This is a genomic window from Cryobacterium sp. Y50, assembly GCF_002929805.1.
Taxonomy (GTDB): Bacteria; Actinomycetota; Actinomycetes; order Actinomycetales; family Microbacteriaceae; genus Cryobacterium.
In genome coordinates, this window is record NZ_PJJM01000054.1 from 1 (window position 1) to 19,347 (window position 19,347).

The following is a 19,347-nucleotide window of genomic DNA, read 5'->3' on the forward strand; positions in this document are numbered from 1 at the left end:
ACCAACGAATCCACCGTCCTCGTCGCCAAAGACTGCCACGCCAACCCCCACGGCCCCGGCTGCTAACCCCAGTTACGGCGGCCAGGGTTGGCGCGCAGTCTCCCGGTCGCGACTAAGCCTCGAGGTACGCGACCGCTTCAGCTGCGGACCAACCCCCGGGGTGCGCGGCGAGCAAGGCAGTGACCCCGTCCAGGTCGGTGCCGAGCGTGACCAGAGGTAGTTCCTCGTATCCGTCGCGCCGGGTCTGGCCGAGTCCAACGTTGGCGGTGAGTGCGTTGCAGAGGCATTTGCGGCCCGCAGCCTCCTCGGCGGAGCCGCCCTTCCGCACAAAAGTCGCAACCGGTTCGGCCGGGCACCGATAGCCGAGCACTCCGGGCGTGCGTTCGTAGGGCACTCGAAGGTACCCGAGGTCGCAAAGGCGCGGCCGCTCTTCGTACACGGTGGCATCGGACAGGGTTCCGGGTAGCGTCACGACCTTGAAGGGGAAACCCGTCGAGGACGCGAGCGGGTCGGTTCGAATCTGCAGCCCGGGGCCCCCTTGATCGTCGAGCAGCTGTGCACGCAGGGTCTCGTCGAGGCCTGACTCGGCTGAGAGTGCAAAGAGTGTGCCAACCTGAACGCCGGCGGCGCCGAGCGCGCGGGCGTCAGCGACGCGCTCGGGCGTGCCGTAGCCGCCAGCTACCCAAAACGGCAGCCCGACCGCAGCGACCTTAGCCAGATCGGCGTCATCCCGGGGGCCGTAGATTGGCTGGCCGTCGTCGTCGAGGGAGCCGCGGCCGCGCGGCGGTGCGTTATGTCCGCCGGCCCGCGGGCCTTCGATAATGAAGCCATCTGGACGGGTCGATACTTCCCGGGTCAGGTAAACGGCGAGCACATGGGCGGCGACGATCGCGAGGAACCGGGGACGCTGCAGTGCGGGCAGTCCCCCACCGGTCAGGGCTTCGGGATCGAACTCGACGGAGTACCGGGCCGTGGAATCCTCGACGTGCAGGTCGAGCGAGCGGGTCTCGTGCCGGGCTAGCCCGGTGAGCAGCGCCGGAATTTCCGCGGGGATTCCGGCTCCCATCAGCACATAATCGACACCGGCCAGCATGGCGCCGTAGGCCGCGCTTGGCGTAGCCAGCTGCACCTTCTCGAGAAAATTAATCCCAACGAGTCCGTCGTGGCCTTCTTTGGCCAGCCAGACCTCGGCAAAATTCGCGACGACGCACAGCTCAAGCGATTTCGCGAGCGGATGCTGGCTGAGCTTGGCGATTGGAAGGTACGGAGTTCCGGGAACGCGACCCCCGGCCCGAAAGTACTTCTGCAACACCCGGTTAGCGATCGCCGGCACCGGGAAGTGGGCCAGCGCGCGGCGCACGTGTCCACCCTCGTCGCCGTCCTGCAGGCGCCGGGCAATGACTGCATCGAGTGCGGTACCGCTCACGACACCGAGCTGCCTCGCCTGGGACACCGCCCGGGCGAGCTGCCACGAGGAGACGGCAACGCCCATGCCGCCCTGGATAATGGTGGGCAACGCCGCCGCCGGGCGCGGTGTCGCAAACGCAGTCGTCTCGAGCAGAGTCATGGGCCAACCTTTCAGGAACGGGCACCACGGCTATGGGCCCCCTCGTAGCGTATTCCGGTGCATATTCCACCTCGCGAATACGTTCCGCGGTGTTACCTGATCGGGTAGTCGCGTGCCGGAGAGCCCACGTAGAGCTGCTGCGGGCGACCGATCTTGGTAGCCGGATCCTCGTTCATCTCGCGCCAGTGCGCGACCCAGCCGGGCAACCGCCCAATCGCGAAGAGCACCGTGAACATACGGGTCGGAAAACCCATCGCCTTGTAGATGACTCCGGTATAGAAATCGACGTTGGGGTACAAACGACGTGCCTTGAAGTAATCGTCGTTGAGCGCGATGTGCTCGAGTTCCTGCGCGATGTCGAGCAGGTCGTCCTTGACACCGAGAGCGGCAAGCACCTCGTGGGCGCTCTCCTTGACGAGGGTGGCGCGCGGGTCGTAATTCTTGTAGACCCGGTGGCCGAAGCCCATGAGCTTCACGCCCTGCTCTTTGTTCTTGACGCGTTCGACGTACTTCTCAACACCCTGACCGGATGCCTGAATCTCGCCGAGCATCGCGAGCACTGCTTCGTTGGCGCCACCGTGCAGCGGGCCGAACAACGCGTTGATTCCGGCCGAAACAGACGCGAACAGGTTGGCCTCGGTCGAACCGACCATACGCACTGTCGAGGTGCTCGCGTTCTGCTCATGGTCTTCGTGCAGCATCAGCAGGCGTTCGAGCGCTTTGCTGACGACCGGGTTAACCTCGTACGGTTCGGCCATGTTGCCGAAGTTGAGCTTGAGAAAGTTGTCGACGAAGCTCAGCGAGTTATCGGGGTAGAGAAATGCCTGTCCGATGCTCTTCTTGTGCGCATAGGCGGCCATGACCGGCAGCTTGGCCAGCAGACGGATGGTCGAGATCTCGACCTGCTCCGGATCCTTCGGGTCCAACGAATCCTGATAGAACGTAGACAGTGCCGAGACGCCGGAAGCGAGGACGCTCATCGGGTGTGCCTTGTGCGGCAGGGAGTCGAAGAAGCGGCGCATATCTTCGGGCAAAAGAGTGTGATGCCGGATGCGATCGTCAAAGTTGGCCAGTTCACTCGCGCTGGGCAGCTCACCGTAGATGAGCAGCCAGGCGGTCTCAAGAAAGTTCGAGTTCTTAGCGATTTGTTCGATCGGATACCCTCGATAGCGCAAGATGCCGGCATCGCCGTCGATGTAGGTGATCGCGGAGCGGGTAGCCGCCGTGTTCACGAAACCGTAATCCAGCGTGGTGAGGCCGGTCTTCTTGGTCAGGGTGGAGATGTCGATGCTTGACACACCGTCCACGCTGGTCAGGATCGGGAACTCTGCGCTGCCGCCGGGAAAGGTAAGCGTGACCTTGTTGGGGTCAGCGCTCATCGGTTCGCCGGATGTAATGTGCTGCGCAACGTCGGTCACGGAGCCTCCTCGGTTCTCACTGACGGATGAAATGTGGCGACGCGTCACTGAGCCGGCACTTTAACTTACTGCCGTGGTCGACTCCGTCGCCACTTCAGCCTAATCTGCCCGGCCGCCTACTGTTGCATCAGCCAAGAGTTCGGGCGGTTCGTTGGTGATCATCCACAGGCCAGTCGCGCAAGCGAGCGGCGGCAGCGGCGACGCGTTCGTCGGTCGCGGTGAGCGAGAAACGTAGGTGCTCGGGGTAGACGTCGCCATAGAACGGGCCGGGTCCGGCGAGGATTCCCAGGTAGGCCATCCGTTCGATAGATTGCCAGGCTGGTCGACCCTCGGTCGCCCACAGATACAGGCCGGCTTCGCTGCGGTCAATTCGAAAACCGGCCTGTTCGAGCGCTGGGCGGAACACAGCACGGCGCGCTCGATAGCGCTCCTTTTGCACGGCGACGTGCTCGTCGTCGCCGAGGGCGGCGATCATGGCCGCCTGCAACGGTGCCGGCAGCATGAGTCCGGCGTGCCTGCGCACGGTGAGCACCTGGCCCAACACGTCGCTGTCACCGGCAGCGAAGGCCGCACGGTACCCGGCCATGTTTGACTGCTTGCTCAGAGAATAGATCGCGACGATCTTGCGCTGATCCCCATCGATGATGCGGGGGTCGAGGATACTCGGGATCGGCTCGGTGTCATATGGGGCGTCCCAGCCGAGTTCGGCGTAGCACTCATCGTTCACGATCACGGCGTCGAGTTCGCGCGCGCGGGCGACGGCGGCGCGCAGCTCGTCGACCGAGAGCACCCGCCCGTCGGGGTTGCCCGGGCTGTTCAGCCAGATCAACTTGGTCGAGTCCGGCCATTCGGCAGGGTCGTCGGAGGCTAAAGGCGTGGCGCCCGCGATGGCGGCGCCGATCGCGTAGGTCGGGTAGGCGGCAAGCGGATGCACGATCGTGTCACCCTCCCCGAGGCCGAGCATGAACGGCATGAGCGCGACGAGTTCCTTGGAACCGATCGTGGGCAGCACGTTGTTCGGCTCCAGGCCGGTCACCCCGCGGCGCCGGGCGTACCAGGCGATGATCGCCTGCTGCAAAGCGGGCGTGCCGACGGTTTGCGGGTAGGCGTGGGCATCCGTCGCCGAGCGCAGCGCCTGCTGCACCACGTCGGGCGTGGGGTCGACCGGTGAACCGATCGAGAGGTCGACGATTCCATCGGAGTGCTGGCGGGCCTGAGCGGCAAACGGGACCATCTGGTCCCAGGGGTAATCAGGGAGGGGCTTGAGCATGAAGACCGCTTAGTGCTGAACCTGCGGCGGCAGTGCGGAGATGACGGGGTGGTCCTTCGCGAGCACGCCGACCTTGGCTGCGCCGCCCGGGGAGCCGAGGTCGTCGAAGAATTCGACATTGGCCTTGTAATAGTCGGCCCATTGTTCGGGCAGGTCGTCTTCGTAGTAGATGGCTTCGACCGGGCAGACCGGTTCGCAGGCGCNGAGCGTTCGCCCTCATAAATGCAGTCCACCGGACATTCGTCGATGCAGGCACGATCTTTCACATCGACGCACGGAAGAGCGATCACATACGTCACAGGCTTGGGATTCCCTTCGAGAGCGGACTTCTGATTCTACGCCCCACAGCTCTGGTGCGGCGGTCGCCGGCGCGGCGGCAACTTCGGCCAGGCCAACACAAAGGCCGCGATCAAGGCCGGAACCACGGTCCACAAGGTCCCCGGCAGGCCAGCCGGCACGAGCACCGACCCACCGGAACCGCGCAGCGACAACACGAAAATCGTCACCAGCAGCCCGGCAGCTGCCAGCACAACCACGAACCGGTCGCCGATCACGAGACGCAGGCCGAGCAGCAGGGCAGCGATCGCCACGAATGCGATCGTCAGTCCGATCGGCAACGCGATGTCAAACAGCGTGAGCGTGGCCTGGTGCGCGATGGTTCCCAGCACGCCAAAAAGGATACCCACGAGAAGGCCGCCAAGACCGGCCAGCGATCGATGCGCGACCGTGAGGCGCGCAGGCCGGGAGGCGGGCGGCGGCGGAGCCGGGTGGGGAGCATCCGTTTGCAGAAAGGTTTCGGTGTCGGTGATCACGTCGGTCGTGCCGTCGGCGAGGGCGCGCAGGTGGTCGGTAACGTTCCAGCGCGCAGGGAAGTGCGCCAGCGCCCGCAGTTTCTGTTCCAGCTGAGCGCCCACGTCGATCGCCACCAGACGCTGTCCGGGCGACTGTCGCACCGTGCGGGCCAGAAACACGGGTAGGCCGGCCTCCTGTGCGGCAACGGTGGCCGCTTCGCGCAGGGCATTATCGACGGCGCCAACGACCAGGGCAGTCGCACCGAGTTCGTCAATTTCGTTTTGCAGAGCGCTGCTGATCTCCAGCCCGTGCCGCAGCTCATGCCAGCTGCGCGCGCCCAGGGCGGCCAGTGCGGCCGGCACCGCCGCGGCATCCGCTTCGGTCAACGCTGTGGCGTAGAGCACGACGACCCGCGCCCCGTCGGCGCGCAATCGGGCGATCGTGCCGCCGGTCAGCGCGGATTCATCGCCCGGTCGGTCATGCACGAACAGAATCCGCTCACCGCTGCCGGACATGACCATCATGCGCACGCACCGTTTCTGCTCTGCTGGTTGTTGATTACGGGTTCCGAGTCCAATCGTAACTAGACACGGTAACGATCCACGGGCTAGAGTCAGTTTCGGTAAGGTTAGCCTTACCGAAATTTACGCCCGAACCCGATGAGGAACCCCCGTGCTCGCAAACTACCTGATCGGCCTGCGCGAAGGCCTTGAGGCCGCGCTGATCGTGACAATCCTCATCGCCTACGTCGTGAAGATCAACCGGCGCGACGTGCTGCCGCGCATCTGGATCGGCGTGAGCCTGGCAGTGCTCCTCGCCCTCGGCATTGGGGCTCTGCTCACCTACGGCACCTACGGGCTCTCGTTCACCGCGCAGGAGACCATCGGTGGAGTACTGTCGATCGTCGCGACCGGCCTGGTGACCTGGATGGTGTTCTGGATGCTGCGCACCGCACGCGACCTCAAGGGGCACCTGCAGGGCAACATCGACAAGCACCTCGTCGGCGCCGGCCTCGGCCTCGTTCTTGTCGCCTTTCTCGCGGTCGGCCGGGAAGGCATCGAGACCGCCCTGTTCATCTGGGCGGCCGTGCAGGCGACCGGCGCCACGACCCTGCCCCTGCTCGGCGCGGCCCTCGGTATCGCGACGGCGGTCGGTCTCGGCGTTCTGATTTATGCCGGCATGCTCAAGATCAACCTCTCGAAGTTCTTCACCTATAGCGGGGCCATTCTGATCATCGTGGCCGCCGGTGTGCTCGCCTACGGCGTGCACGACCTGCAAGAGGCCGGTATTCTGCCCGGCCTGAACGCCCTCGCCTTCAATGTGAGCGCCGCTGTTCCGCCGGACAGCTGGTACGGCACCCTGCTCAAAGGCACCCTGAACTTCTCCCCCGCCACGACCTGGCTGGAGCTGTTCGTCTGGCTGGCCTATGCCGTGCCGACCCTGACCCTCTTCATCAGAAAGAGCCGCCACGGTCGCACGAGCCCTCGCCCGGTTCAGGCCGCACTCCAGACGCCGGCGCCTGTTCCGCTTGCCGCGCACTGACTTCTCGTTTCTCTGCCAAAGGATTTTCATGCCTCATGTCTTGCATTCTGTCCGCCTGCTCGGCGTCGGCGTTCTCGGCGTCACCCTGCTCAGCGGCTGCGTCGCCAACAACCCGGCAGCTTCGCACACGGCCCTCACCGTCGACAGCAGCGCGACGAATTGTGCGGTATCAGCGAATGAGGCGCCGGCTGGCAGCATCCGCTTCTCGGTCACCAATTCCGGTGACCAGGTGACCGAGTTCTACCTGCTCGCCGACGACGGCCGACGCATCGTCGGCGAGGCGGAGAACATCGGACCCGGCCTCAGCCGCGACCTCGTCGTGCAGCTCGACGCCGGCAGATACTTCACCGCCTGCAAGCCGGGGATGGCCGGCGACGGCGTCGGTAAGGCCGAATTCACCGCCACCAAAACGGATGCCGCTGCCACCGTCGACGTCGAGCGCGCCGCCCAGATCGACAGTGCCAACTCCGACTACGCCGTGTACGTCAGCGATCAGATCGACCAGCTCGTCACCGGCACCGACTCATTCGCTGCCGCCTATATGAATGGGGACGACGACACGGCCCGCAGCCTGTACGCGAAGACTCGCGTGCACTGGGAGCGGGTAGAGACCATCGCCGAATCGTTCGGCGATCTCGACCCCAAGCTCGACCTGCGCGAGGCCGACCTCGAAGAAGGCCAGGACTGGACCGGCTGGCACGCGATCGAGAAAGACCTCTGGCCAGCCGAGGCTGAAGCCGGGTTCGAGGCCTACAGCGCCGATAAGCGCAGAGCCCTCACCGAGCAGCTCGTCGCCGATACTCAGACCCTGCACACGAAGGTACAGGGTCTGAGTTTCACGCTGTCGCAGCAGACCAACGGTGCCATCGGCCTGCTCGATGAGGTCGCGACCGGCAAGGTCACCGGTGAAGAAGAGACCTGGTCGCACACCGACCTCTGGGATTTTCAGGCCAACGTCGATGGCGCCAGGGTGCTCTACGACGGCGTGCGCCGACTTCTGCTGCAGACGGATCCCGACCTGGCCGCTTCGCTCGACACCGAGTTCGCCTCCCTGCAGACGCTGCTCGACGCCCAGCGCGTCGGCGATGGATTCAAGCTCTACACCGACCTCACTCCGGCCGAGATTCGCGCCCTCGCCGACCAGGTCAACGCGCTCGGTGAGCCGTTGAATCAGCTCACCGCCGCGCTCGTACTGTGACGCGCAGCCTGAAGAACAGCAGCTCACGCCCGTATAGGGCCGAATCCGGCAACGAGTCGAGCGATACCTTTTCCGCCGGGCCCACGTCAGCACGCGGTCTGTCGCGGCGCGGGCTCCTCAGCCTCGCCGGGGCCGGTGTCGCCGGGATCGGGCTCGGTGTAGCCGGGGAAAGAGCTGCGATGGCGTCGTCGTCGGCATCGGGGTCGGCATCCGCTTCAGCGGTCTACCCGTTCTACGGCAGCCACCAGACCGGAATCGTCACGCCGGCGCAGGATCGCCTGCACTTCGCCGCCTTCGACGTCTCCGCCGGCACCACGCGCGCCGAGCTGATCGAGCTGCTGCAGGACTGGACCATCGCAGCCGCCTCGATGAGCGCTGGCCGAGACGTCGGCGAGTATGGCGCGGTCTCCGGCCCGTACGACGCGCCGCCTGAAGATTCTGGCGAGGCGCAAGGCTTGCCAACGGCTGGCCTCACCATCACGTTCGGTTTCGGCCCGACCCTGTTTGAAACAGCGGATGGCGTCGATCGCTTCGGCATCATCAGCCGCCGGCCGGCCGGGCTGACACCGCTTCCGCACTTTCCCGGCGACGACCTCGACGAGGGCCGAAGCGACGGCGACCTGTGTATCCAGGCCTGCTCGAACGACCCCCAGGTGGCCGTGCACGCCATTCGCAACCTGTCCCGCATCGCGTTCGGACGGGCTGGCCTGCGCTGGTCCCAGCTCGGCTTCGGGCGCACCTCGTCGACGTCAACGACCCAGGACACCCCGCGCAACCTGTTCGGCTTCAAGGACGGCACCTCCAACATCAAGGCCGAAGAGCCGGAGGTCGTCACCGACCAGGTCTGGGTGTCGGTGTCCGACGGCCCGGCATGGCTGGCTGGCGGCTCCTACCTGGTGGCGCGGCGCATCCGCATGACCATCGAGACCTGGGACCGCTCGTTTCTGAGCGAGCAAGAGGCCGTGTTCGGTCGCACCAAGGGGTCAGGGGCACCGCTCTCCGGCGGCACCGAATTCACCGAACCCGACTTCGTTCTGGCCGGGCGGGAAGACCAGCCGCTCATCAGCGCCGCCGCGCACGTGCGGCTCGCGCATTCGACCCAGAACAAGGGTATTAAAATACTGCGCCGCGGCTACAACTTCGTCGACGGCAATGACGAACTGGGCCGGCTCGAAGCCGGGCTGTTCTTCATCAGCTTTCAACGGTCACCCGCCCAGTTCACTGCGGTGCAACTCAACCTCGCCAAGCACGACGCACTCAACGAATACATTCGGCACGTCGGCAGCGCCCTGTTCGCCGTTCCCGGCGGTATCCCCGACGGTAGTTTCGTCGGCGCAGCCCTGTTCGCCTAACGACTCAAAGACAAAAGACCCAAAAACCCAAAAAGTGGATGCTGCACTCGCGTCTCCGCGTGATCTCACGTCGTCACGCCACCGAGCGGTGAGTTTCGGGGCCATTTAGCTTTGTCGACGATTTTGGGACCGTGACTCCCGGGTCGGCGATAGGTAACGCGGGAAGCCCCCGCAGCCGAGGCTGCGAGGGCTTCTGCGAGAAAGCAGGTAAGAGTTAGTTCGCGTCCATCTTCTTCACGCGTGAAACCTGACGTGAGCGAGCGGATGCCGTCAGCTCGACCTTGCGAATACGCACTGCGGCCGGGGTGACCTCGACACACTCGTCTTCGCGAGCGAATTCGAGGCACTGCTCGAGCGAAAGCACCTTGGGCGGTGTCATCGACTCGAACGTGTCGGAGCTGGACTGACGCATGTTGGTCAGTTTCTTTTCCTTGGTGATGTTCACGTCCATGTCGTCGGCGCGCGAGTTCTCGCCGATGACCATGCCCTCGTAGACCTCGGAGGTCGGCTGCACGAAGAACGACATGCGCTCCTGCAGGTTGATGATCGCGAACGGGGTGACCGCGCCGGAACGGTCGGCCACGATAGAACCGTTCGTGCGGGTGTTGATAGTGCCGGCCCAAGGCTCGTAGCCGTGCAGGATCGCATTGGCGATACCGGTACCGCGCGTGTCGGTGAGGAACTGGGTGCGGAAGCCGATCAGGCCGCGCGACGGAACGATGAATTCCATGCGAACCCAGCCGGTGCCGTGGTTCGCCATGTTCTCCATGCGACCCTTGCGGGCGGCGAGCAGCTGCGTGATGGCGCCGAGGTACTCTTCGGGAGCGTCAATGGTGAGGTGTTCGAACGGCTCGTGCACCTTGCCGTCAACGCGCTTCACAACTACCTGCGGCTTACCGACGGTGAGTTCGAAGCCCTCGCGGCGCATCTGCTCGACCAGGATGGCGAGGGCCAGTTCTCCACGACCCTGCACCTCCCAGGCGTCCGGACGTCCGATGTCGACGACCTTGAGCGAGACGTTTCCGACGAGTTCGCGGTCGAGGCGGTCCTTGACCATGCGGGCGGTGAGCTTGTGGCCCTTGACCTTACCCATGAGCGGCGAGGTGTTGGTACCGATGGTCATCGAGATGGCCGGGTCGTCGACCGTGATGGTCGGCAATGGGCGCACGTCATCTGGGTCGGCGAGGGTCTCACCAATGGTGATGTTCTCGATACCGGCCACGGCCACGATGTCGCCGGGGCCGGCGCTCTCGGTCGGGTAGCGGTCAAGCGCCTTGGTGATGAGCAGCTCGGTGATCTTCACGTTGCTGACGGTGCCGTTCTGCTGCACCCAAGCCACGGTCTGGCCCTTCTTGATGGTGCCCTGGAAGATGCGCAGCAGCGCGAGGCGGCCGAGGAACGGCGAGGCGTCGAGGTTGGTGACGTGCGCCTGAAGGGGGTGCGTGTCATCGTAGGTCGGTGCCGGGATGTGCTTAAGGATCGCATCGAACAACGGCTCGAGGTCGTCATTATCGGGCAGTGTGCCGTCTTCTGGCTTATTCCAGCTGGCAGCACCGTTACGACCGGAGGCGTAGACGACGGGAACGTCGAGGACGGCGTCGAGGTCAAGGTCGGGAAAGTCGTCGGCCATGTCGCTCGCGAGGCCGATGAGCAGGTCCTGGCTCTCGGCCACGACCTCATCGATGCGCGCGTCAGGACGGTCGGTCTTGTTGACCAGGAGGATGACGGGGAGCTTGGCCTCAAGCGCCTTACGGAGCACAAAGCGGGTCTGCGGCAGCGGACCCTCTGAGGCGTCAACCAGCAGAACGACGCCGTCAACCATGGACAGGCCACGTTCGACCTCACCACCGAAGTCAGCGTGGCCCGGGGTATCGATCACGTTGATGGTGATGGGACCCTCAGTCGCGTGGATGCCCTTGTACGAAACCGCCGTGTTCTTGGCGAGAATCGTGATGCCCTTTTCGCGCTCGAGTTCGTTCGAGTCCATCGCGCGCTCTTCGACGTGGGAGTGGTCCGCGAAGGAGTCGGTCTGCTTGAGCATCGCGTCGACCAGGGTTGTCTTACCGTGGTCAACGTGAGCAACGATTGCAACATTTCGGAGGTTATTGCGTGTAGCAATCGCCATAAAAATAGATCCTTACGAAGAATGAGTGCCGCAGAGTTTCGCGCGCGACGAAGAATGGATACCAGGGGTCATAATGTGACCCAAAGTACTATCCTACCGTATGGTTTCGACGCTCCGGCGGGGTAACTAGTCACGCTCTTGGAGAAGGCCCTGCGTTTCCCTGACTCGCCGGGTTCTGACTGGTGCCAGGCGGTCGTGGTCAGGGCTGACCGGGGAGCCAGCTGTTGCCTGTAGGGGCGTCGAGTAGGACTTCGAACTCGATCACTGCCTGTTTCCTGACCGTGGACATCACGGAACGGATGACCACGATGTGTTCTGTGCCCGCGATTGAGCGTAGACATCCCGAGATTTTTTGGCGGAACTTGACCATTCTGATGTCGCGTTCGGCCTGATTGTTTCCGAACGAAACCGTGAAGTCGGTGGTGAAGCACAGCACGTCGGCTTGGTGCAGCCCCAACCTGATGAGCAGTCGTCGCGGCTCCGCTTGCATGATATGGTCCCCGGTTTTTGGGTGAACGAGGGCCGGAACTGTTCATCACCGGTCGTGACGATTTCCGCATATCTCTGCCGGACTGCTTTGAGTGCTCCGTTCAAGAGGCCGGTGTCTCTGCGGGCTTTGGCCGCTTCAACCTGCCGATGCGTGGCGAAGAGGAATTCGCTCATCCGTTTCGCCCACCCCGCCTCTGGGTGTCTTCAGTGATTCTCTGTAACTCGCGGAGGTGGTGGGCGTTGCATAAACCATGGCTTGCGGCGGTGAAGGTCTTGTTGGGCTCCTACCCGTCGTGGACCATTACCCCGGTGAATGACTGCAGCACCCACCGTTCAACATGCCCGCCAGTCCCCGTTTCGGGTCGATATGGAACACGGGGTTCTGGAACAGATCGTTGAGCACTGCCGCGGTGCGGGCAGCTGCAGATAGTGCACGTTGATCAGGTAAGCGCAGACCGCGCGCACCCTCGTTCCGTAGGACACCGCACATTTTACGTCAGCCGGGAACACGCCCGTGGCAACGATGTCACACCGGCATAGCTTCTCGATCCGTCGGTGCTCGACAGTTTCCGCCCTGATCGGCGCGACGTCAACGACTTGCCGCTTCGCAGCGATGGTCCCGGTCACGCCATGCGATGAACTCCCACAGCCGCGGCAGCTGGTGGGTTTATAGCGGAGAACCCAGCCGGTATTGTCGTCATCGACCCGAAGCGCCACTGCCGCCGCCCTGTTTTCTCTGCGGTTTACCGGAAGATTCACGAAGCGATCGGGCCTTGCTGGCGGTCTTGCTGAAGCTGTCCGTGCTGGGCGGTTTCGAGCAGATTATCGAGTTCTTATCCAGCCGGGAACCCAACGTGGCATTCTCTTGCTCGAGACGATCAACCCGTTTCTCCAATCGATCAACTCTCGCTTTGAACTCCGCCTGGTCACCAACGTTTCCTTTCATCAGGTCGGCGACCGTGCAAAGTAACTCGCCATGCGGGGGAACCCTGACGATGACGTCATCGTTGCAGAGACAAAGTCCAAAATATTCTTGAATCGCCGACAACTGCAAAACCCACCACAGAGAACCTGACTTGTAACCCGCCGGGATCCGCCGGCCGAGGCTCTCCCGTCAGTCGACCGCAGTGCGCATCAGGGCAAGTCGCAGCTGCCGTCGATCGCGCTGCGCGTCGGGGTCCGGCACGGGAATTGCCGCAATGAGTCGCTGGGTATACGGGTTCGCCGGTGCTCGCAGAACGTCGTCACGTGAACCGGTCTCCACGATCCTCCCCTTGTGCATGACGGCAATGCGGTCGGCCATGATGTCGATCACGGCGAGGTCGTGGCTGATGAACAGGCAGGCGAATTTCATTCTCTCCTGCAGTTCTTTGAGCAGTGTCAGGACTGTCGCCTGCACTGAAACATCCAGAGCGGATGTCGGCTCGTCAGCGACCAGCAGGAGCGGGCTCAGGCTTAGAGCCCTGGCGATACCGACCCGCTGCTTCTGCCCGCCAGACAATTCGTGCGGGTACCGGTTGCGGTACGACCGTGGCAGTTGCACGCTGTCCAGGAGCTCCTCGACCCGCAAGCCGAGAGCCTTTCCGCGCGCTTCACCCGCGAGCTTGAGCGGCTCACCAATGCTGTCGCCGATGGAGAGGCGCGGATTGAGTGAGGAGGACGGATCCTGGAACACGATTCCGACGCGGCGACGAAGCCCGCGCAAGTCCTTGCTCGAGGCATGGCTAATGTCGCGTCCGGTCACGATGAGCGAGCCCTCTGAAATGGGCTGCAGTCCGACGGCGGCTCGCCCGACGGTTGTTTTGCCTGATCCGGACTCGCCGACGAGGCCGAGAACCTCACCGGGGCTGATGCTCAGGGAGACGCGGTCAACGGCCTTGAACGCCTTGATCTTGCGGCGTTGACCGAACTCCACAGAAATATCGTCCATACGCAGGGCTGCGTCGGGTGATCCCGGCCGGTCGGCGCGTGTGGTCCGGTCGGTGGTCGTGACGGGGCCCTGTTCCAGTGCCTCCATGAGCGCGGCCGACACGTCGATGGCACCGGTCGCGTCGTCCGGGCCGAAACCGAACCCGAGACGGGGCACGGCCGCCAGCAACGCTCGCGTATATGGGTGCTTAGGGGCAGAGAAGATCTGATGCACCTCCCCCGCCTCTACGATCTCTCCGTCTTTCATGACCACGATGTCGTCGGCGAGGTCGGCGACGACACCCATGTCGTGGGTGATCAGCAGGACGGCACTATTGAGCTTGTCGCGCAGGTCGCGCAGCAGCTCAAGGATCTCGGCCTGCACCGTGACGTCGAGTGCCGTAGTCGGCTCGTCGGCGATGAGCAGCATCGGGTCGCAGGACAACGCCTGCGCGATCATGGCCCGCTGCCGCTGACCACCGGAGAGCTGGTGCGGATAGGAGTTGTAGGCCTTCTCAGGGTCGGGCAATTCGACCATGGTGAGCAGTTCGATAGCTCGAACACGCGCGTCAATGGGGCGCATTCCGGTGTGCACCCGAAGTGTCTCAACGATCTGGAACCCGATCGTGAACACCGGGTTGAGCGCCGTCATGGGCTCCTGGAAGATTGCGGCGACCTTGGCTCCACGCACCTGCCGCATGTGGCCGGAGGTCAGGCCACGCAGTTCCTCGCCGTCGAGTTTGATACTGCCGGTCACCCGGGAGTTCCGGGGAAGCAGGTCGAGGATGGCCATTGAGCTCGCGCTCTTACCCGACCCCGATTCGCCGACCACCGCGAGAATCTGACCGCGCCGGATCGAGTACGAGAGGTTCTTCGCCGCCGGCACCCAGTCGCGTCCCACACCGAACTCAACGCCGACTTTGATCATTTCGAGCACCGGAGCGGTACCGTGCTCAGGAGCGGTTACTGAAATGTGAGTGGTCATTTGAGGACCTTCTTCTGGCGACGTGGGCGGAACCGGCGCTGACGCGGGTCGAACGCGTCGCGCAGTCCGTCGCCAATGAAGTTGATGCAGAGGGCGAGCGTGATGATGAACAGGCCCGGCCACCAGAACAGCCAAGGCCGATGCGCGAACGACGATTGATTTTCGCTGATAAGTCGTCCGAGCGACACGTCTGGCGGGCGCACGCCCAACCCGAGAAACCCGAGGGCAACCTCGAGCAGAATAGCGCCAGCCATCAGCAGCGTCGCCGCAACGATGACCACGCCGATGGCGTTGGGGAGGATGTGTTTGAAGATGATGCGTGCGTCGGATGCCCCCGCAACGCGAGCGGCCTCGACGAACTCGCGCTCCCGCAGGGTGAAGAATTCACCGCGAACCAGTCGAGCCAGAGTCGTCCAGGTGAACAGGCCGAGGAGAATTCCGAGGATGACCGGACCATCGATGGCACCTCCGAGCGTGCTCGCGATCGAGCCGACGAGGGCGCCGATCACGATCACCGGGATGATGATGATGAGGTCGGTGAACCTCATCAAGATGGCGTCGATGACGCCGCGATAGTAGCCGGCAACGGCCCCAATGACGGTGCCAATCACAGTGGCCAGGATGCCCACAATGAACATGACCGTCAACGAATTTTGTATGCCGCGCATGGTCATGGCGAAGTAGTCCTTGCCAATACGGTCTTGGCCGAACGGATGCTCGCCGAGAAAGACGCCCTCACCCCCGAGCCATTGTGGCACCACAGACATAGTCGGCCGGCCGCCGTCGATGAGCGGGTTGAGCTGGTTATAGGTGAGGTGCCACCAACCCGGTATCGACCCGACACCAACCACTGACCACGACAGCACGGTGATGAACGCGACGATCAGGATCGACACGAGCGCGATTTTGTGCTCAACGAACCGACCAAAGATCAGGCGGGCCTGGCTGTGACCGACCTGTTCGGTCTTCTTTTCCGTCTCGAGCACCTGCGTCATCAGTGGGTCCTCACTCTCGGGTCAAGCGCCGCATACGATAGATCGGCGATCAGGTTGGCGATCAATGCGACGATGGAGACCACCACGAAGTAGGCCATAACGGGGTTGGGGTCGACGTTGCTCAGTGAGCGGATGAAAAGTTGCCCCATTCCGCTGATGGCAAACACCTGTTCTGTGATGATCGCGCCACCGATGATGGCGCCGATGTCGGCCGCGACGAGCGTCGCGAGCGGGATGAGGGCGTTGCGGAAGGCGTGTCGAACAATGACGGTTCGTTCGTCGAGCCCCTTAGCTCGGGCCGTTCTGATGTAGTCCTGGTCGAGCACATCGAGCATGCCGGAGCGAACGTACCGGGTGTAACCGGCCAGTGAGATCAGCGTGAGCGAAATCGTGGGCAGCAGAAAATGCGTGAAGGTATCGATCCCCATGATCCAGATATCACCATCCAGCGTCGGTGTGCTCGATCCGACCGTGGCGATGGGACGACCACCGATGGCACGGTCGGCGGTGTACAGGGCCCAGGACTGCATGAAGCGATCAATGAGCAGCAGCCCACCGGATAACACCGCGGTAATCGCGCCGATGCGCATGCTGACGGCGCGATCGTCGCCGCCGACGAGCCATCCGCTGGCCAGTCCCACCACGAGGGTGGCGACGACGAGAATGCTGATCGTGGCCCAACTCGACATGTCGAACAGGTTCTGCAGGGTGAAGTAGGCGATGACGGCCAGGCCGGCGTTAATGAGGGCGGTGGTCATGGCGCGGCGGTCCTTGAACCCGGCAATGAGCCCGGTGACCAAAACCGCGATGCCGAACGCTGATACGGCGATCATCACCGCTCCAAGCCCCGGGTTGCGGAACCAGTCACTCAAGTTGAAGAACACCAGCAGTGCGGTCGTTGCCAGCCCGGAAATGACAAAGACGATTACGCGACGCCGCCGCGGGCCGGCGACCATGGCCTGCCAGATGATTCCGGCAACCACGGCGATTCCCAGAATGGCTGGCAAGGAGATCACCGGTTGGGCCAGAAAGTCGTTGAAGCCGATCGCGAGGAATTCCTTGAGCAGGACAGCGATCCAAAAGGCCGGCATCGAAAACAGCAGAAAGATGATGAACGTGACCGAGTAGTCGAATCCGGTGTTGTGTCGCAGGGCCGAGACGATGCCGATCGTGATCCCAACGACGATCGCTAGGAGCGTGGCGCCCGTGATCAGCTGAATCGTGGAGTCCAGGGCCATCGGGATCAGGTCGGTGACCGGCTGGTTGAGGATGTTCACGCCTAGATCGCAGGAATTGGCCATCGGGATGAGGCACTTTGCAGCTCCGGCAAGCCAGCCAAAATAGCGCAAGGGCGCCGGCACATCGAGGTTGAGTTGGTCGGAACGCAGCTGAATGAGCAGGTCCCGGTTGGGGTCGCGGCTGCCGCGAAGTTCCTCGAGCGGATCGCCCGAGAGCGCCGTCAGAATGTACATGATAAAAGATGCTCCGAGTAGGAGCAGGGCGGAGACGAAAACTCGCCTAACAATAAAGCTCAACATTGCTCTAATGAACCTCGCTTGGCCGGGTAGACGGAGCGACATCTTTGTCGTCCGTCGGTCTACGCATGGAAACGTGCAACCCCGCACAGGGCGCGGGTCAGATCGGGGTCGAACACGAGCGGAAGGTAGGTGCGTCGGGGATCGTGATCCCCGACGCACCTATGTTATCTGCGCTGAGCTAGCTCAGTGGCACTAGTTACCTACGAACGGATGCCGGAATCTGGTTACGCAGCCATCGTCCAATCCCAGAAGTTCCAGATCGGGCCAGTCTGCCAAGGGCTGTACTCAATACCGTCGACGTTCGGGCCAAAGGCGATCACGCCGGGCAGGATGTACATCGGAAGTCCGAAACCACCCGCCCAGAGCGCCTTCTCCACCCCAACCTGCAGTTCGACCTGAGTCTCGGCGTCGGTCGTCGCCAGGAGCTGGTCCATCAGGGCATCCGCTGCCGGGTCACTGAAGCCACCGAAGTTGCTGTCTGACGCGGAGTCGAACAGCTGAGGAACGCCGAGCACTCCAGCACCGACGGTGCTCCAGCCAAAGATGAAGGCATCCCAGGTCTCGGGAAGTGCGAGGGCGTCGCCCCACTGGTCGGCCGGAAGGCCACCGTCAACGACGATGAAACCGGCTTCAGCAGCCGAAGCCTGAATGGCCAGGAACGCGTCGACCCTGTTGGTGTTGGCGTTGCTGTAGGCCAGCCGAACTGTCGGTGTGGCACCGGCGAGCAAGGCGGTAGCACCAGAAATGTCAACCGTGTCGTAGGCGTCTGAGCCGTTGGTCGAGGTGGCCTCGTCGTAGCCATTCACGCCCGGGAAGAAGATCTGAGAGTTGAGCAGTTCGGCTTCTGGGTCGAGCGGGCGAATGATCGCGTCGAGAATCTGTTCGCGCGGGATGGTCTTCAGGAAGGCCTCCCGCACATTGGCGTCGGCGAAAACTCCACCGGCGGCAAAGTTCAGGTCGACGTGGTCGTAGCTGCCGGTATCGCCGGTCAGCACCTTGACACCGGTGAGAGCCTCAAGCGACGACAGCGTGTCCGCCGATGCCTGTGGGTTGATGATGTCAACCTCACCGTTCTGCAACGCCTGAACCTGAGCGTTCGCGTCGGCGATGAACCGCACGACGATCTGGTCGATGCCGACAGGCGCCAAGTCGCCGGTGTAGGTGTCGTTGACGGAGAGAGTGACCGACTGTGCCGGGTCCCACGATGAGACCACGAACGGGCCGGACGACAGGTACAACGAGGAATCGCTCGGGAGCGACGAAGTCGCGTAACCATTGTTCCAGAAATCAGCGACGGCCCGCAGGTCTGCGTTGGTCTCGACCGGAGCGTCGACGTTGCCCTCGGTTGCGGCTTCCAGAATAGCGATCATGCCATCCGGCTCGAAGCCGGCCTGCTCGGCCAGCACGTGCGCCGGAACGCTCATCGGTGAGAACAACGTCCAATCGGCATAGGGACCGGAGTAGGTGACGGTGATCGACTTGCCGTCATCTCCGACCTCGGGGAACGCCATCTGGTCGAGGCCGGTCGTGCTGCCGGCCGGGCTGAAGTAGGTCGTGCCGACGGTGGCTTCAGCATCGGCGTCATCGAAGTAGCCGGACTGCGCGGCCCAGCCAAGGAGCATGTCATCGGCGTCGATGGATTCCCCGTCGGACCAGACAACGTCGTCATTGACGGTGTACTTGACCGACAGCGGGTCTTCAGAAAGGAGCTCGACCGTGCCGAACCCCTCGTCATACACCAACGAAGCGGTGTCGTCGAGGTGAAAGAAGTCCCCCTGGGTGAAGTAGTCAAGCTGGTTGTTGATGTCGACGTTTCCGTCTGCCGTCCCGGTGTTGAACGAGCTGAGCTCGTTGACCTCGGCAATGCGCACGGTTCCGCCGGACTCCGCGGGCGTTTCGAGGTCATCAGTAGTGGTGCAACCCGCCAAGAAAAGCGAAGCGACACCCGCTATTGCGCCGGCCACGGCCAGGCGCTTTACGTGTGGTGTTGAAATGAACAAATTTTCCTCCTGTGCAGTGTGTGTGCAAATGACGGCGGCGCATTTTTTTGTCGCGCCGCCGCCCTGGTGGTGCTTCGACCCTAGGGCCAATACCGTTCAGTTAAGCATTCTCGTGTTACGTTGTGGTTATGGCGCGTACAGGGTGGGTGAAGCCGGTCTCTGATCGTC

14 protein-coding genes and 1 pseudogene are annotated in these 19,347 nt (G+C 63.2%); 3 read left to right on the plus strand and 12 right to left on the minus strand.

Annotated features, from left to right (window positions below; genetic code table 11):
• Nucleotides 1-112: 112 nt before the first annotated feature.
• The 5 genes and pseudogenes from CXY73_RS01640 to CXY73_RS01660 all read right to left on the minus strand — a co-directional run bounded on the left by CXY73_RS01640 (nt 113) and on the right by CXY73_RS01660 (nt 5,571).
• Entirely contained in the window at nt 113-1,567 is a 1,455-nt protein-coding gene (locus tag CXY73_RS01640) for a nitronate monooxygenase (protein WP_233198074.1), read from the minus strand.
• A 92-nt stretch (nt 1,568-1,659) separates the two neighbouring features.
• On the minus strand, nt 1,660-2,946 hold the full coding sequence (locus tag CXY73_RS01645; RefSeq protein ID WP_104134055.1) for a citrate synthase: 1,287 nt from the start codon (nt 2,944-2,946) through the stop codon (nt 1,660-1,662).
• 166 nt (nt 2,947-3,112) lie between these two features.
• Nucleotides 3,113-4,255 carry a succinyldiaminopimelate transaminase gene (dapC, locus tag CXY73_RS01650; RefSeq protein ID WP_104134045.1) on the minus strand — a complete coding sequence of 381 codons (1,143 nt, stop codon included), beginning with the start codon at nt 4,253-4,255 and terminating at the stop codon, nt 3,113-3,115.
• Between the two features lie 9 nt (nt 4,256-4,264).
• Nucleotides 4,265-4,554, minus strand: a pseudogene (gene fdxA, locus CXY73_RS01655) (ferredoxin).
• A 36-nt stretch (nt 4,555-4,590) separates the two neighbouring features.
• Nucleotides 4,591-5,571 (minus strand): DUF6113 family protein, encoded by a 981-nt coding sequence (locus tag CXY73_RS01660; protein WP_104134046.1) that lies wholly within the window; start codon nt 5,569-5,571, stop codon nt 4,591-4,593.
• A gap of 148 nt (nt 5,572-5,719) precedes the next feature.
• Between CXY73_RS01660 and efeU the strand changes: the two genes are divergently transcribed.
• Genes efeU through efeB form a run of 3 tightly spaced genes read left to right on the plus strand, consistent with a single transcriptional unit; the run spans nt 5,720 to nt 9,139 of the window.
• On the plus strand, nt 5,720-6,589 hold the full coding sequence (efeU, locus tag CXY73_RS01665) for an iron uptake transporter permease EfeU (RefSeq protein ID WP_104134047.1): 870 nt from the start codon (nt 5,720-5,722) through the stop codon (nt 6,587-6,589).
• Nucleotides 6,590-6,617: 28 nt separating this feature from the next.
• Entirely contained in the window at nt 6,618-7,787 is a 1,170-nt protein-coding gene (efeO, locus tag CXY73_RS01670) for an iron uptake system protein EfeO (protein WP_104176612.1), read from the plus strand.
• Nucleotides 7,784-9,139, plus strand: a complete 1,356-nt coding sequence (gene efeB / locus CXY73_RS01675; protein WP_369831194.1) for an iron uptake transporter deferrochelatase/peroxidase subunit — start codon at nt 7,784-7,786, stop codon at nt 9,137-9,139. Before efeO ends, efeB begins: the two co-directional genes overlap by 4 nt.
• A gap of 214 nt (nt 9,140-9,353) precedes the next feature.
• Here efeB and typA read toward each other — a convergent pair whose 3' ends face one another.
• From typA to CXY73_RS01710, 7 genes are all read right to left on the minus strand, one after another.
• Nucleotides 9,354-11,264, minus strand: a complete 1,911-nt coding sequence (gene typA / locus CXY73_RS01680) for a translational GTPase TypA (protein WP_104134049.1) — start codon at nt 11,262-11,264, stop codon at nt 9,354-9,356.
• Nucleotides 11,265-11,463: 199 nt separating this feature from the next.
• Nucleotides 11,464-11,754, minus strand: a complete 291-nt coding sequence (locus CXY73_RS01685; RefSeq protein ID WP_092450278.1) for a transposase — start codon at nt 11,752-11,754, stop codon at nt 11,464-11,466.
• 696 nt (nt 11,755-12,450) lie between these two features.
• Nucleotides 12,451-12,801 (minus strand): DUF6444 domain-containing protein, encoded by a 351-nt coding sequence (locus CXY73_RS21345; RefSeq protein ID WP_146071581.1) that lies wholly within the window; start codon nt 12,799-12,801, stop codon nt 12,451-12,453.
• Between the two features lie 66 nt (nt 12,802-12,867).
• Nucleotides 12,868-14,646: an ABC transporter ATP-binding protein gene (locus CXY73_RS01695; RefSeq protein ID WP_104176614.1), complete on the minus strand. Its 1,779-nt coding sequence runs from the start codon at nt 14,644-14,646 to the stop codon at nt 12,868-12,870.
• Entirely contained in the window at nt 14,643-15,641 is a 999-nt protein-coding gene (locus CXY73_RS01700; protein ID WP_104134052.1) for an ABC transporter permease, read from the minus strand. Before CXY73_RS01700 ends, CXY73_RS01695 begins: the two co-directional genes overlap by 4 nt.
• The gene (locus CXY73_RS01705; RefSeq protein ID WP_104134053.1) at nt 15,641-17,179 is read right to left on the minus strand and encodes an ABC transporter permease; all 1,539 of its coding nucleotides are present in this window, start codon (nt 17,177-17,179) and stop codon (nt 15,641-15,643) included. The genes CXY73_RS01700 and CXY73_RS01705 overlap by 1 nt, the downstream gene beginning before the upstream one ends.
• Before the next feature lie 224 nt (nt 17,180-17,403).
• Nucleotides 17,404-19,179 (minus strand): ABC transporter family substrate-binding protein, encoded by a 1,776-nt coding sequence (locus CXY73_RS01710; RefSeq protein ID WP_233198075.1) that lies wholly within the window; start codon nt 19,177-19,179, stop codon nt 17,404-17,406.
• Nucleotides 19,180-19,347: the final 168 nt, after the last annotated feature.

What these genes read in the sequence shown, in the direction of transcription:
- CXY73_RS01705 (WP_104134053.1), bottom strand. Translation starts at nt 17,179, where the DNA reads ATGTTGAGCTTTATTGTTAGGCGAGTTTTCGTCTCCGCCCTGCTCCTA.
- efeO (WP_104176612.1), top strand. Translation starts at nt 6,618, where the DNA reads ATGCCTCATGTCTTGCATTCTGTCCGCCTGCTCGGCGTCGGCGTTCTC.
- CXY73_RS01700 (WP_104134052.1), bottom strand. Translation starts at nt 15,641, where the DNA reads ATGACGCAGGTGCTCGAGACGGAAAAGAAGACCGAACAGGTCGGTCAC.
- CXY73_RS01640 (WP_233198074.1), bottom strand. Translation starts at nt 1,567, where the DNA reads ATGACTCTGCTCGAGACGACTGCGTTTGCGACACCGCGCCCGGCGGCG.
- CXY73_RS01685 (WP_092450278.1), bottom strand. Translation starts at nt 11,754, where the DNA reads ATGCAAGCGGAGCCGCGACGACTGCTCATCAGGTTGGGGCTGCACCAA.
- CXY73_RS01660 (WP_104134046.1), bottom strand. Translation starts at nt 5,571, where the DNA reads ATGATGGTCATGTCCGGCAGCGGTGAGCGGATTCTGTTCGTGCATGAC.
- CXY73_RS01645 (WP_104134055.1), bottom strand. Translation starts at nt 2,946, where the DNA reads ATGAGCGCTGACCCCAACAAGGTCACGCTTACCTTTCCCGGCGGCAGC.
- dapC (WP_104134045.1), bottom strand. Translation starts at nt 4,255, where the DNA reads ATGCTCAAGCCCCTCCCTGATTACCCCTGGGACCAGATGGTCCCGTTT.
- CXY73_RS01695 (WP_104176614.1), bottom strand. Translation starts at nt 14,646, where the DNA reads ATGACCACTCACATTTCAGTAACCGCTCCTGAGCACGGTACCGCTCCG.
- typA (WP_104134049.1), bottom strand. Translation starts at nt 11,264, where the DNA reads ATGGCGATTGCTACACGCAATAACCTCCGAAATGTTGCAATCGTTGCT.